The 13,728-nt window shown below is 46.3% G+C and carries 12 protein-coding genes and 2 tRNA genes; 4 read left to right on the top strand and 10 right to left on the bottom strand.

Translation table 11 applies throughout. The features are described 5' to 3' along the window. Positions 1-30 precede the first annotated feature (30 nt). The 5 genes from D3D03_RS01030 to D3D03_RS01010 form a co-directional block, all read right to left on the bottom strand. A complete protein-coding gene (locus tag D3D03_RS01030) occupies positions 31-639 on the bottom strand; it encodes a superoxide dismutase (protein WP_119922485.1) in 609 nt (202 codons plus the stop codon). A gap of 93 nt (positions 640-732) precedes the next feature. Then, positions 733-2,193, bottom strand: coding sequence for an alpha-amylase (locus D3D03_RS01025; RefSeq protein WP_026833604.1), 1,461 nt, complete (start codon positions 2,191-2,193; stop codon positions 733-735). Positions 2,194-2,322: 129 nt separating this feature from the next. Then, positions 2,323-2,396 (bottom strand) — tRNA-Ile (locus D3D03_RS01020). Between the two features lie 11 nt (positions 2,397-2,407). Next, positions 2,408-2,481, bottom strand: a tRNA-Met gene (locus D3D03_RS01015). A 125-nt stretch (positions 2,482-2,606) separates the two neighbouring features. Further along, on the bottom strand, positions 2,607-4,247 hold the full coding sequence (locus tag D3D03_RS01010; RefSeq protein ID WP_026833605.1) for a Na/Pi cotransporter family protein: 1,641 nt from the start codon (positions 4,245-4,247) through the stop codon (positions 2,607-2,609). A gap of 342 nt (positions 4,248-4,589) precedes the next feature. On the opposite strand from D3D03_RS01010, the gene D3D03_RS01005 reads away from it, so the two are divergent. The 4 genes from D3D03_RS01005 (at position 4,590) to D3D03_RS00990 (ending at position 8,107) form a co-directional block, all read left to right on the top strand. Further along, positions 4,590-4,943 carry a hypothetical protein gene (locus tag D3D03_RS01005; protein ID WP_233550609.1) on the top strand — a complete coding sequence of 118 codons (354 nt, stop codon included), beginning with the start codon at positions 4,590-4,592 and terminating at the stop codon, positions 4,941-4,943. 193 nt (positions 4,944-5,136) lie between these two features. Then, positions 5,137-6,246 (top strand): flavodoxin-dependent (E)-4-hydroxy-3-methylbut-2-enyl-diphosphate synthase, encoded by a 1,110-nt coding sequence (ispG, locus tag D3D03_RS01000; RefSeq protein ID WP_026833607.1) that lies wholly within the window; start codon positions 5,137-5,139, stop codon positions 6,244-6,246. Positions 6,247-6,345: 99 nt separating this feature from the next. Beyond that, positions 6,346-6,915, top strand: a complete 570-nt coding sequence (locus D3D03_RS00995) for a 5' nucleotidase, NT5C type (protein ID WP_081776048.1) — start codon at positions 6,346-6,348, stop codon at positions 6,913-6,915. Positions 6,916-7,105: 190 nt separating this feature from the next. Beyond that, complete coding sequence (locus D3D03_RS00990) at positions 7,106-8,107, top strand: GGDEF domain-containing protein (RefSeq protein WP_158583666.1); 1,002 nt, start codon at positions 7,106-7,108, stop codon at positions 8,105-8,107. Between the two features lie 13 nt (positions 8,108-8,120). On the opposite strand, the gene D3D03_RS00985 is transcribed toward D3D03_RS00990, so the two are convergent. From D3D03_RS00985 to D3D03_RS00965, 5 genes are all read right to left on the bottom strand, one after another. Continuing rightward, on the bottom strand, positions 8,121-9,965 hold the full coding sequence (locus D3D03_RS00985; protein WP_119922483.1) for a bifunctional diguanylate cyclase/phosphodiesterase: 1,845 nt from the start codon (positions 9,963-9,965) through the stop codon (positions 8,121-8,123). Positions 9,966-10,115: 150 nt separating this feature from the next. After that, positions 10,116-11,573, bottom strand: coding sequence for an NAD(P)H-hydrate dehydratase (locus tag D3D03_RS00980; RefSeq protein WP_119922482.1), 1,458 nt, complete (start codon positions 11,571-11,573; stop codon positions 10,116-10,118). An 88-nt stretch (positions 11,574-11,661) separates the two neighbouring features. After that, on the bottom strand, positions 11,662-12,084 hold the full coding sequence (locus tag D3D03_RS00975; protein ID WP_026833612.1) for a Fur family transcriptional regulator: 423 nt from the start codon (positions 12,082-12,084) through the stop codon (positions 11,662-11,664). Next, entirely contained in the window at positions 12,056-12,925 is an 870-nt protein-coding gene (locus D3D03_RS00970; RefSeq protein WP_026833613.1) for a metal ABC transporter permease, read from the bottom strand. Before D3D03_RS00970 ends, D3D03_RS00975 begins: the two co-directional genes overlap by 29 nt. Continuing rightward, positions 12,922-13,689: a metal ABC transporter ATP-binding protein gene (locus D3D03_RS00965; protein ID WP_119922481.1), complete on the bottom strand. Its 768-nt coding sequence runs from the start codon at positions 13,687-13,689 to the stop codon at positions 12,922-12,924. The genes D3D03_RS00970 and D3D03_RS00965 overlap by 4 nt, the downstream gene beginning before the upstream one ends. Positions 13,690-13,728 lie beyond the last annotated feature (39 nt).

The raw sequence follows: 13,728 nt of genomic DNA, 5'->3' as shown, positions 1-13,728 counted from the left end.
TTTCGGAAAATCGGCGCTCCTATCTATCTATTATTTTGCGTCAGCGTAAAGTTTTGCCACGTGATCCCAGTCAATGACGTTAAAGAACGCATTGATGTAATCCGGACGACGGTTTTGATAGTTCAAGTAATAAGCATGCTCCCAAACATCAAGTCCAAGAATCGGCGTTTTGCCTTCCATGACTGGTGTATCTTGGTTTGGTGTTGAAACGACAGCTAATTTGCCACCGTCCACGATGAGCCACGCCCAACCTGAACCAAAACGAGTTGTTGCCGCTTTTGCGAACGCATCTTTGAATGCTTCGAATGAACCAAATGATTCGTCGATTGCTGAAGCAAGCTCACCCGTTGGCACTGCTCCGTCGTTCTTTTTCAAGAGTTTCCAGAAGAACGAGTGGTTCCAATGACCGCCACCGTTGTTACGGACAGCTGTTTGAATGTTAGCAGGAAGTGAATCGAGGTTTTGAAGTAACTCTTCAAGTGATTTCCCTTCATGCTCTGACCCTTCAAGTGCCGCGTTTACGTTCGTGACATACGTGTTGTGGTGTTTTGAGTGGTGAATCTCCATCGTACGAGCGTCGATATGTGGCTCCAGCGCATCATAAGCGTAGCCGAGTTCTGGTAATTCAAATTTTGACATTTTCATGTCCCCCTTTATCCTATTTTCGGAATTTCAATACTCTTTAAGACTAGCAAAAATAGTTGGTCAGGTGCAAGCAATGACCCTTAGAGATTACTGTTCGTCGCGTGGAGCGAATACAGATACGCCGCCGCCCGGAACCGGGAAAACGCCGAATCCTTCTTCATCGATGACGACAGGTTCTTCTTGGTGATTCGTATAATCGAACCATTGTTCTCCGGCACGTGATTCACCGACGAACATCCGTTTCTCACACATATCCGCGTTCGAGAGCAAGACAGCGCAACCCGAGTTCGGGAATTCTTCGACCCCACGACGGACCCAACCGACACAATGCGGATCGTCCAGGTAGTCTTCTTGCTCGCCGTAGGCTTTATGGTAACGGGCGTACAACAAGGCATCAATCATTTCCTTTTTGCCTTCGACCGGATGCGGTCCTTGTACTCCGTAGTAATCACCATAGAAGACACACGGGTAACCGTCTTTACGAAGGAGTACCGAAGCATAGGCATGTTGTTTAAACCAGTCATCAATCCATGACTCAAGCGACTCGCCTGGTTGGGAATCATGGTTGTCGACGAATGTCACGGCATTCGTCGGATGAGATTCCACCAACGTATCCGCAAACAGTGTCGTTAAATCAAAGTCCTGTCCTTGTTGCGATGCTTCATGGAATTTATAGTGCAACGGGACATCAAACAAATCGATCGTATAGTCGACACTGTCTAAAAACTGACGGCAATCGTCTAGATCCGACTTCCAGAACTCACCGACCATATAAAATCCTTCCGGGTTATCCCCGATCATTGATTTGGCAAATTCATTGACGAATTCATAGTTGATGTGTTTGATCGCATCAAGCCGGAAACCTTGGCAGTTGATCGTCTCTTTAAACCAGTTTCCCCAGTTGATCATCTCTTCGCGGACTTCCGGATGATTGTAATCGATGTTTGCGAACATCAGATAATCATAGTTGCCGAATTCGTCATCAACTTGATCGTTCCAATCTTTATTTTTACCGGAGATTTTGAAGACACCTGTTTTTTCTTCGCGTGCATCAAAATCGGTTCCATTGAAAAATTCGTGTGTCCAGATGAAATCAGAATATTTTCCGTTTCGACCCGGGAACGTGAATTTTGTCCACGCATCGATTTCAAATTCTTCTGAAATTTCTTGCGAACGGTCTTCCGGGTGGACTTCCACAACTTTAATCGTCTCGAGTTCATCGGCAGCCGCTTTATGATTCATGACGACATCGGCATAAACCGCGATGTCATTTTCATGCGCGACCTGAATCGCTTCGACCAATTCATCTTTTGTCCCGTATTTCGTCCGGACCGTTCCTTTTTGATCAAATTCCCCTAGATCATAGACATCGTAAATGCCATACCCTGTATCTTCATCTGATTGTCCCTTTGATGCCGGCGGAATCCAAACAGATGTGATGCCTGCAGCACGCAGTTCCGGCGCTCTCTCTTTTAAGCGTTGCCAATGCTTTCCATCATTTTCTACATGCCACTCAAAAAACTGCATCATCGTATGGTTACGTTCCATCTCTCTTCGCTCTCCCTTAAATTGCCATAGTATGAATATTATTGTATGAACATTATTACAATATCTTTAATATTCCCCGTGCAACCAAAAATAAACGCACACTCAAAAAAAGAGTGTGCGCTTATGAAATGGACCCTGCAGGACTCGAACCTGCGACCGGACGGTTATGAGCCGTCAGCTCTAACCAGCTGAGCTAAGGGTCCTTAAGTAATAGTAGCGGCGGAGGGAGTCGAACCCACGACCTCACGGGTATGAACCGTACGCTCTAGCCAGCTGAGCTACACCGCCATGATGAATTAAAACAACTAATATCAGATTACTGGAATGAAACTTAAATGTCAATAAATTATCTCACAAAAACAAAGAGGAATTTCTTTTCAGAAATTCCTCTTGTTTCATGATGAATATTCGCTTCATGCTGTTCCTGACCGTTGCTCCAGTACCAAATCCGTAATGTTGACGGCGTGGTCACCGATCCGTTCCAAGTTCGACAACAGATCAACGAAGATCATTCCGGCCTGACCGGTACAGTCTCCTGCATTAACGCGCAAGACATGGTGTTTGCGGAATGAACGTTCGAGCGAATCCAGTTTCCCTTCGAGCTCAAGTACTTGGCGCGCCAAGGAAACATCATCAAGTTCAACTGCCTTGATGGCCGTTTCGACGATTTTTTGCGTCAAGACATACATCTCATCCAGCTCTTTTTTCGCTTGTGCCGTAAATTCGATACGATTCACGATTTGGAAGTCAACGAGTTCGATGACGTTTTCGACATGATCGCCGATTCGTTCAAAGTCATTGACGGCATGCATCAAGAGTGAATGGTCATTTGATTCCCGTTCCGATAAGTCATGTGCTGCGACTTTAACGAGATAACTTGTCACTTCTGTATTCAGATGATTGATGGCATATTCGATCTGACCTGCATCTGATACATCCTTTTTATCGTGCGATTGCGTATAACGGTGCGCTTTTCCAAGCGCTTCCTTCGAGAACTCACCCATCCGTAATACTTCGAGCTTCGCTTGATTTAAGGCGAGTGACGAAGATTGGTTCAAGATGTTTTGATCCAAGTGGCGTGGTTTCGAGTCGACGGTCGTATCCGTTCCCGGCACGACCTTTTGGACGAGCCATGCAATTTGCGCGATGAACCAACATTGAATCAAGGTGTTGACGACGTTAAACGTTCCGTGTGCAAAAGCAATCTGCATTTTTGGTTCCAAATCGAGTGCACCGGTAATCCACGTAATGAACGCCGAAAACAGTGGTAAGGCAATCAAGAAGAGGATTGTCCCGACGATATTGAAGATGACGTGTGCTGCTGCCGTCCGTTTTGCTGCGATCGACGCACCAAGTGCTGCGAGAACCGCAGTGATCGTCGTCCCGATGTTATCACCAAACAAGACGGGTAAGGCTGCTTTGATATCAATCATTCCGCCGTCATACAATTCTTGCAAAATTCCGATTGTCGCAGAAGACGATTGAACGAGAATCGTAAAGATCGTTCCGACGAATACACCGAGTAACGGGTTATCCGACATGGAAACCGTTAAGTCACGGAACCATTCGCTTGATTCAAGCGGTGCCATTCCGTCTCCCATGAGCGTCAACCCATAGAAAAGTGCTCCGAAACCAAAGAAGATTTGTCCGATGTATTGAATCCGTTCTTTATTGAAGAAGAAAATCAGGAACGCTCCAAGCGCGATCGCCGGGAGTGCTGCTTCCTTGACGTTAAATCCGATGATGAAAGCCGTAATCGTCGTTCCGATGTTCGCCCCCATGACGACACCGATCGCTTGACGTAAATTCATCAAACCGGCGCTGACTAAACCAACGACGATGACGGTCGTACCGGATGACGACTGGATCAAGACCGTAACGACAATCCCCGCCAAAATCCCAAGAAACGGGTTTGATGTGTATTTATCTAAAATATAACGCAGGCGGTCTCCCGCTGTTTTTTGAAGTCCATCTCCCATATACTTAATACCGAATAGGAAAATACCAAGTCCACCAATAAAAGTGAAAATCATTTCCTGTAAATCATAGTTCATCCTGTCATCTCCTCGTATAAAAAGTGGAATTGATTTTTTGTGAAGAATCTATTGTTTCAACCTCTCCTATTATGTAAAGGTCTATTGAACTTGTAAACAGTTTTTCAGGTATTTGATTGTTAAGGTTTTATTAAACTGTACTAAAACAACATTTGTGTTGATACAAAGCCCTTTTAAATCATAAAATACCATTGTTATAAAACAGAAGAAAGAGTGATTATTATGCATTTTTTAAGTCAACTACTTAATTACTTACAAACCACCCTAATTCCAAATCGTCCTTTTTTGAAGACTCGCCTGGCAGATGTTCCCCTTTATTTTTGTGGATTGGCTTGGATTTCCTTGTGGACGACGGTAATCGACAGTCTGTTTCTCGAACAATCGATCCCGTTTATCATCTGGTTCATTCTCCATTTCATCTTTATTGCAATTGCCGTTTTATTGTATCTGTTGTTCGTGTCTTACTTAAATCGGTGGTTCATTCAGTGGATCTTGCCAAAACCTTGGGCGTTTCGACAAGTGTTTCCTTATACCGTCGCAGCAAACATCTGGACGTTCCCGATCGGCGTCTTTGTTTATCAACTCGGATACTCTTCGGTCGGCATCGCGATTCTATTAGCCGGACACCTGTTGTATTCACTGCTGCCACTTTTCCTGGCCCGCCGGAAAAAGAAGCCCGCTCGACGTTTCTCCTAAGAACCTTCGCATTCGAACACTTTTTGAGCTTCAATGCCCGTCCAGCGACGGATTGACTTTCATCTTTTCGTGTTAAACAATTGTAAATGTTCAATTTTCGTTCTTGTTTCTCGATTTTTAGGGAATAGTTCGATATGATAGAACAAGTAGTCATAAACAATCTGGCGTTATGCCACAAAAGGAGATTTTCGATATGCCGAAAATGGTCCATCGCTCTAAGACTCGTCCCGTTCGTGTTGGGGACCTTGTCATTGGTGGAAGTAATGAAGTCATCATTCAAAGTATGACGACAACAAAAACACACGACGTCGAAGCGACTGTCGCTGAAATTTTACGTCTAGAAGAAGCAGGATGCCAAATCGTCCGGGTTGCTTGTCCGGAAGAGCGTGATGCGCTTGCACTTGCTGAAATCAAAAGCCGGATCAACATTCCGCTTGTCGTTGATATTCACTTCAACTACAAACTTGCTCTGATGGCTATCGAAGCTGGTGTCGATAAAATCCGGATCAACCCGGGTAACATCGGACGCCGCGAAAAAGTCGAAGCGGTCGTAACGGCAGCCAAAGCAAAAAACATCCCAATCCGAATTGGTGTCAACGCCGGTTCGCTTGAGAAACACATCCTTGAAAAATACGGTTATCCGACAGCTCGCGGTATGGTCGAGAGTGCCCTTCACCATATCAAGATTCTTGAGGATCTCGATTTCCACGATATCATCGTTTCCTTAAAAGCCTCTGACGTTCAATTGGCGCTCGAAGCATATCAGTTAGCCTCTGAGTCATTCGACTATCCGCTTCACGTCGGAATCACGGAGTCTGGTCCTTTACGTACCGGTTCATTGAAGTCAGCCGCCGGTCTTGGAGCCATTCTTTCGCGTGGTATCGGAAACACGGTCCGTGTCTCCCTTTCTGCCGATCCGGTCGAAGAAGTCAAAGTCGCAAAAGAAGTCTTGAAATCATTTGGTCTCGCAGCAAATGCCGCGACATTGATTTCTTGCCCGACATGCGGACGTATTGAAATCGACTTAATGGCGATTGCCGCGGAAATCGAAGATTATATCGATAAAATTCAAGTTAACATCAAAGTTGCCGTTCTCGGTTGTGCCGTCAACGGTCCTGGTGAAGCGCGCGAAGCAGATATCGGAATTGCCGGCGCACGTAACGAAGGATTGTTGTTCCGTCACGGAGAAATCATCCGAAAAGTTCCAGAAGCAACGATGGTCGAAGAATTGAAAAAAGAAATCGATGCGATCGTTCTCGAAAAAGAAGCAGAAAAAGAAGCCGCAAAAGCCAGTCAAGCCTAATAAAAAAGAGTCCTCCTCAGGAGCGACTCTTTTTTTCGTTTCCGCTTTTCGACTATGTTATACTAGTGGCAGAAAATTTATAGAATGTTGGTGATGTAAGTGAAAATCGGAATTGATATTGATGGAACAATCACTCATCCTTCTTCGTGCTTTAATTATATGAACAAATATCTCGGGACATCGATTGATTTTGAGATGGCCTCTGAATACGAGCTTCATACCTATACGGACATGGAGCAAATCGAGTTTTGGGAATTCATGGTCAAGTCAGGTCATGAACTCGGTATCTATCGTGAATCAATCCCACAAGAACTCGTCAAACAGCATCTGTGGGCGTTACGTAAACAGTATGACCTTCACTATGTGACGGCGCGATCGGAAATCGTCCGCCCCGTGACGGAAGAATGGATCAAACAACATGAGTTGCCACTTGATTCGTTAATCATGACAGGCTCTCACGATAAAGTACAAGTCGTTCGTGATTTGTCGCTCGACCTCTTCATGGAAGACCGGCTTGAAAATGCGATTCAAATTGCGGAAGACACGTCGATTCCGGTCATCTTGTTTGATGCACCGTACAACCGGCGTCCGCTCCCTGAAAACATCGTTCGCGTCTCGTCCTGGGATGAAGCCGTTCAGACCATTCATAAGTTTGCACCAATCCGCTAAAACAGCCTCTATTGGCTGTTTTTTCTGTATGTTGTAGTTCGAGTATCGTACAATGGTGACAAGATTCCATATTATCTCATTTTCTACATAGTGTTAAACGTGAAAGGATTTTTTTATGCTATCGACCCTTAATATCTTTTTTCTGAATATCTGTATCATTTTTTTAGTGCTGTCCGTAACATTTTACCTGATGCGGAACCGGCTCCCCATCCAACGTGATTCCAAATTCTCGACCCGTTTTTACTTTGGTTTAGCCAACGGCATGACAGGCATCTTACTGATTCATAACTCGATTTCCCTCAATGGCGCTTTTATTGACTTACGGTTATTGCCACTCGCCCTATCCGCTTTATACGGCGGACCAATCAGTATCGTCACGACGGGTCTTCTACTGGTCTTCTACCGGATCATCCTCGACACAGGCGACTCGATGATTGCTTTGCAAAATTCCATCATCACGTTAGTCAGTTTCGTCGTCCTTGTTTTGCTCTGTACACGGTTCATTAAACAAAAGGCGGCTTTATTTACGGTCATCGTCACGATTGGCTCTCTGCTCGTTTTAGTCCGGATGTTGTCAAGTGAAGCAGAAAACAATGCGTGGCAATCGATTTATGTCCCGTACTTTTTGATCACGATTTTTGCTTCCCTTCTGTTTTATCGGTTGTCTGGTATGTTGCAGGAGCATTTTGTCCTGTACTCGTATCAATCCTACTTGGCTTCAACCGATCAATTGACACGACTTGCCAATCGTCATGTCATCATGGATAAAGTAGCGGTTCTTGAGCAGGAACAAGCGCCTTGGGGCGTCATCCTGTTTGATTTAGACTACTTCAAAGCCGTCAACGATCAATACGGGCATGCCGTCGGCGACGCCGTTTTACGCCACTTTTCTGTGTTGTTGACCCAAGAATGTCCGGACGACGTGACAGTCGGTCGATATGGCGGCGAGGAGTTCATCGCCATTCTTCCGAATACATTTAAAGTTTCTCCTGCTCAATTGGCTCAACAGATTGTTTCGACTGTGACGAAGACTCCTTTCGTTATGCAGGATCATGCCCTGTCCATCACTGTCTCAGCCGGTGTTGCTTTTGCTCGACGCCAGTCTGCAAGTACCGTTTTTAAACAGGCCGATGCTGCCTTATATGAAGCGAAGAAGAATGGACGAAATCAATCCCATCTGTATTCAAACTAAAGCGGAAGTGACGTCAATCCGTCACTTCCGCTTGTTTCATTTGCAGCAAGCAAATAATTTCTTCGAGAACAACAGGTTTTGCAAAAAAATAACCTTGGAATAAATGAATGCCGATATTTTTGGCAATCCGAACTTCTTCGTCCGTCTCGACACCTTCGACGATACATTCAACATGCATCGATTGACTGAGTTGGAAAATCGATTCTAAGATCGATTGCCGTTTTTCCGATTCTTCGACTTGTTCGATAAATTGTTTCGGGACTTTTAATTGACGAAGCGGCAAGAGCCGTTCGAGGACGTGATACGAAGCATGTCCTGTCCCGAAATCATCCAGCGAGACCGGGAAATCGAGGGTCTTGATGCGGCGTAATGCCCGTAGAATCGACTGGCTCTCAAAATCGAGCGCCTGACTTTCCGTGATCTCAATCTTAATTTGTTTTGGTTGCAAGGAATACTTCAGTAACATTCGTTCGATGAACGGCATGAATGAATCATGTGTCAGTTGGCGTGGCGAAACATTCACCGACAAACTGAAGTCATCCGGAACAAGGCCAATCAGCTGTTTCCTCGTTTTACAGCCCTCTTCAAAAATCCATTCCCCGAGACGAATGATCAAATCGCTTTTTTCGGCAATCGGAATGAAAACAGTCGGACGTCCCGCACCCGGGATCGGGCTGTTCCAACGTACAAGTGCTTCAAGGCCAATAAATCGGTCCTGATCGGAATCATACTGCAATTGATAAACGAGATAAAAATCGTGATTGATGTCCGCTTGCGATAACGCTTGAGCCGCTTCCACCCGAAGTGCCTGTTCGTCTCTCCACTGTTCATTCAGGCACATGACTTTTTCTGAATTCCGGACACTTTCCGGAAGGGCCGATGTAATCTGTTGAATCCGTTTCGTCATGCTGGACGGATGGGCTGCTCCGTCATCGATGACGATATATAAATTGACATAAATCTGATGCCGGTCGACTTGATAAGGAGCCGACATCTGTTGGCTGAGTCGCTCCATCTCTTCCTGACAAGACACGCCGGGAGGTTTTTCCATCACAACTACAAGCGTCCCACCCTCGACACGAACCATTCCTAAATGCGGCGGCAACAAGGATTTCAGACGTTCGATACAATCAAATAACACCCGTTCTTGAATCTCATCGCCGAAATAACGCGCCAACTCATAATAATTTTCAAGATGAACGCCAACTAACAACAGATGTTGGTGATGCGGCTCGGCAAAACGTTCTTCCAGTCCACGCATATTCAGCAGTTGTGTTTGCAGATCATGGCGGGCTGCGTCATGTAATTGATTGGCCAGCGCTTGAAGACGATAGAGATGGCGAAGGTGAAGATGATTAATGATAAAGGCAATACAAATCGCAATCCCAATCATTCCAAGTCGGGCATAGTGATCGGTTGGATCAATTTCGACCGAAACCGTTTCCGATCGGAGCATGACATATCCATTGGTCGCAACGATGATGACGACGGCATACCACATCATGATCCGGTCATACGCAATCAAGGCAATCATTAAAAATAAAAAGCAACTGGCCCATACCGTAACCGCCGCGTACGGCAACAAACTAATGGACGTAACCGGAATGATCAGAAACATGACGGATAACAAATGCGATTGGTAACGGTTCGATAATCGACTGCGGCTGATTAAAAAGGTCATCAGACCAATAAGCACCAGTACGCTGACAATCGTCGATCGATTTAAGTACGCATTTTGAATCGTTTCATCCGTCGTGATCCAAAAAATAAGTGCTCCTGCACTCATCAAAAAAAAGGCAAAGTTGCCAATCCACCGTTGCTGATTCCGAACGATTTTATCCACTGTCTTGATGGGCATCGGTCTCCTCCTTTCTGAATTGGATAATTGTCTTAACTTTTCGACATCACTTCATGATACTCCTGCCCTCCCATTCCTAGCAATTATTTCCTAAAAAAAAGACATGACCCTTCATTTGTTCAAAGGAGACATGTCTGTTCATTTTTTACACTAGTTAATAAGATCATCATTTTCGACTTGACCCAGTTGTTCAATGACGTCCGTCGCGGTGATACTGCTCGGATGAATCCGTTGTTCCACGTGTTTGGACGCTTGCGCATACCAAGATACCCCCATGGCAATCAATCGTTCAAGCGATACCTGTTTGTAATGTTTGCGTTGCCCGAGCAAACTCGTAATCAGACCGAACAACGTATCGCCACTGCCGCCTTTTGCCAATCCGCTTGATGCCCCGGCAACCACATAACCGCCGCCGTCTGGTTTGGCGATTAGGATCACATGCGCTTTTAAAACGACCGTCACTTGATGCAGCATCGCATAATCACTTGCCTGTTCAAATAAATCGTCTTGGACGCTCTGAACGGATTGATTCGTCATCCGTGCAAATTCACCGATGTGCGGCGTCACGACAATTGCCGCTTTCCGTTCCGGATAATGATCCCGGATCAAAGCGCCCGCATCCAGAACGACGGGGATGTCTTGGTCAAACAAAAGATCCAGCCAGTCCGAGACGGAGTCCGAAGCTAAACCTGGTCCGATCCCAGCGACATCCACTTCTGTGATCATCTCTTGAATTGCTTCTGTCGTCTGATCGAGGACCATCGCTTCCGGAGCATTGATAATCAATCCGACTTGCGCCGTCGGAACCGTTGCGACCTGAAGTTTCCCGACGCCGGTTCGAAGAGCAGCACGTGCCGCCAGTTGAATCGAACCTGGCATGTTTTCGCTACCACCAATCAGCAACGCCGTACCGTATGTCCCTTTATGACCATACGCGTCACGGGTCAGCAACGGGGCAATCGATTCAGAAAATAACCGCCATCCGCCAAAGGCCGGTAAGCCTAAATCAATCTTCTCCAATCGCCCAAAAAACGGAGCGGTCTTCAACAAGAAAGCAGACCGTTTAAAGGCATGAAGCGAAAACGTCACATCTGCTTTTATTCCCTGACCGGAAAATCCGGTGGAATGATCGGTCGGAATGCCACTCGGAATGTCAACGGCATACAGTATTGCCCGTTGTTGTTGCTCACGCACCCAATCAAACAAATCGGTCAGCGGTTTCGTCAGACGGGATTGATCAAACCCCATCCCAAACAAAGCATCGACCATCACATCGTATTGGCCGCACACTGCCTCTGTCACCAGACCAAATTTTTCGGCATACCGTTGATGCAGCAAGGCAACCGGTGTTTTCGCCGCTCCGAACGGCGCATGAATCGTGACATCATAACCGTCGCGTATCAGTTCACGGCCAATCACATAGCCGTCTCCCCCATTATTACCCGTCCCACAGAGGATTACGATCCGTTCTTTCCTGTCGTGGTTGTTCATGACACGTTTAGCGATTTCACTCCCCGCCCGTTCCATCAACACTTCGAGCGGCAAGCCGGAAGTCTTTGCCCACTCATCGATCTGTCTTGCCTCCTGTGCCTCATAAATCATCTCCATCACCTCTGTTCGTCTTATTCCCCTTTTAACTGGTTTCAAGCAAAAAAAGCCCTTTGAACGACCAAAGGACTTTCCAACATCACCTTATTTATTTTTGACAGGCTGCACACCGACCGTAGATTTCAAATTTATGATCTTCGACTTCGAAGCCCGAATCTTTAATCGGAGCCACCCATTGCATCGGACAGGCGTCCAGTGTTTCTGTTTTTCCACATGTCCGGCAAATCAGATGGTGGTGATGATGTCCCGATTGACACGCTGCCCGGTACTTCATTTCTCCATCCAACTCCGTTGTCTCTAAAATCTCGATTTCCGCAAAATCGTTTAAGTTCCGGTAAATCGTATCGTAGCTGAGTGACGGGTGTGACAACCGCAATTCCTCGGCCACTTCCCGTGCACTGACATACCGGTTGGCTTCAAACAGATATGCTAACAAATCCAGACGTTTTGGCGTCATCTTAAATCCGGACGCCTTCATCCGGTCACGCGCTTGTTCGATGTTTTTTTTCATGCGTTTTTCCTCCCATCCAAAACCGCTCGATGATCATAACGACAATCAGTTCCATCACCGCCAACATGACAATCATGCCGCCTGGTGCCAAATCAAACTGATATGCAAGAATCAAACCGGCAATCGTCGCCACTTCTCCAAAAACGATCGCATAAAAAATCGTCGCTTTAAAACTTTTGGCGAACCGAAGAGCTGCCGCTACAGGCAACGTAATCAGACTTGAAACGAGTAAGATACCGACGACACGCATGCTGATCGCAATGACCAGAGCGACGACGATCATGAATAAAATATGGACCAGACGCAAACGAATCCCGGAAACTCGGGCTTGTTCCTCGTCAAACGATAAAAAGAGCAACTCTTTATAAAACGCGATGACAAATAAAATGACGACGCCTGTCACGATGAAGATCGTATAGACATCCGTCAGCGTCACCGCTGAGACTGTCCCAAACAAAAACGATACGAGATCCATCGAAAAACCGTTTGCCAGACTGATGAAAATCGCTCCGAGCCCCATTCCCGTCGCCATGATGATCGGAATCGCCAATTCTTGAAAGTGTTTATACTTTGCCCGAAGCCAGTCAATCGTCAATGCCGCGATGACCGACGTCACGATTCCGAGATACAGGGGATTCAAGTCCGCGAGACTCGCGACCATCCCTGAAATCAACAGGCTGAGTGCTATCCCAGCCAGCGTGACGTGTGACAAGGCATCCGCAATCAAACTCATTCGGCGGACGACGACAAATGAACCGATCAACGGCGCTGTAAATCCAATCAGTACTGCGGCCACAAGCGCATACTGTAAAAACTTCAATGTCATGAATGCTTCAATCACTGGACAACCTCCCCTTGGTGGACGAGGACACGTCCCGGGACAGGATATAACGAACGAATCGTCTGTTCATCGAGTTCCCAATATTCCTTGATGCCGCAGTTACAACCGAGTCGTCCGTCAACCAAATGAATCACATCCGTCACGAGCTTACTGACGAAGTGAATATCATGTGTCACAAGGACGAAGGTCCGTTTCTTGTCACGCCGTAATTCTTCGAGAATTTCATAAAATTCCTTCACATACCGCTGATCCACCCCGACCGTCGGCTCATCCAGAATCATCAAATCCGGATCATTGACGAGCGCACGTGCGATGAAGACACGTTGTTGCTGCCCACCGGATAAATCACCGACCTTTGAATCCCGGCGAACCCACATGCCGACGGTTTCAAGAGCGGTCTTGACCTTTTGCCGATCCTGCTTCGTCACACGGCGAAACAGTCCTTTTTTCGCATACAGTCCCATCTCGACGACTTCTGCGACCGTCACCGGAAATCCGGAGTTAAACGATGCTGCTTTTTGGGAAACATAGCTGATCCGCCACCAGTCACTGAATGCAGCTTGATCCTGCCCGAACAGTCGAATCGTCCCCTTCGGTTTGAGTAAACCAAGCATACATTTGATCAACGTCGATTTTCCGGATCCATTTTCTCCGACAATCGCCAGGAACTGACCTTGCTGGACCTCAAAGCTCACTTCATTTAAAACACGCCGATCCGGATAGTCATATGTCAGTTGTTTAATTTCGATAATTGGTTCAGTCATATCTAATCTCTCCTTCCGTCTCGTTTTAAAACGGAATAA

Origin of the sequence: Exiguobacterium sp. RIT452 (assembly GCF_003598705.1) — a bacterium.
Classification (GTDB): domain Bacteria; phylum Bacillota; class Bacilli; order Exiguobacteriales; family Exiguobacteriaceae; genus Exiguobacterium_A; species Exiguobacterium_A undae.
The sequence above is the reverse complement of the archived record's forward strand: the minus strand, read 5'-3'. Positions and strand labels throughout refer to the sequence as shown.

Coding starts and splice junctions, on each gene's coding strand:
- D3D03_RS01030 (WP_119922485.1), bottom strand. CDS start 639: ATGTCAAAATTTGAATTACCAGAACTCGGCTACGCTTATGATGCGCTG.
- D3D03_RS01025 (WP_026833604.1), bottom strand. CDS start 2,193: ATGGAACGTAACCATACGATGATGCAGTTTTTTGAGTGGCATGTAGAA.
- D3D03_RS01010 (WP_026833605.1), bottom strand. CDS start 4,247: ATGAACTATGATTTACAGGAAATGATTTTCACTTTTATTGGTGGACTT.
- ispG (WP_026833607.1), top strand. CDS start 5,137: ATGCCGAAAATGGTCCATCGCTCTAAGACTCGTCCCGTTCGTGTTGGG.
- D3D03_RS00990 (WP_158583666.1), top strand. CDS start 7,106: ATGCGGAACCGGCTCCCCATCCAACGTGATTCCAAATTCTCGACCCGT.
- D3D03_RS00985 (WP_119922483.1), bottom strand. CDS start 9,965: ATGCCCATCAAGACAGTGGATAAAATCGTTCGGAATCAGCAACGGTGG.
- D3D03_RS00980 (WP_119922482.1), bottom strand. CDS start 11,573: ATGGAGATGATTTATGAGGCACAGGAGGCAAGACAGATCGATGAGTGG.
- D3D03_RS00975 (WP_026833612.1), bottom strand. CDS start 12,084: ATGAAAAAAAACATCGAACAAGCGCGTGACCGGATGAAGGCGTCCGGA.
- D3D03_RS00965 (WP_119922481.1), bottom strand. CDS start 13,689: ATGACTGAACCAATTATCGAAATTAAACAACTGACATATGACTATCCG.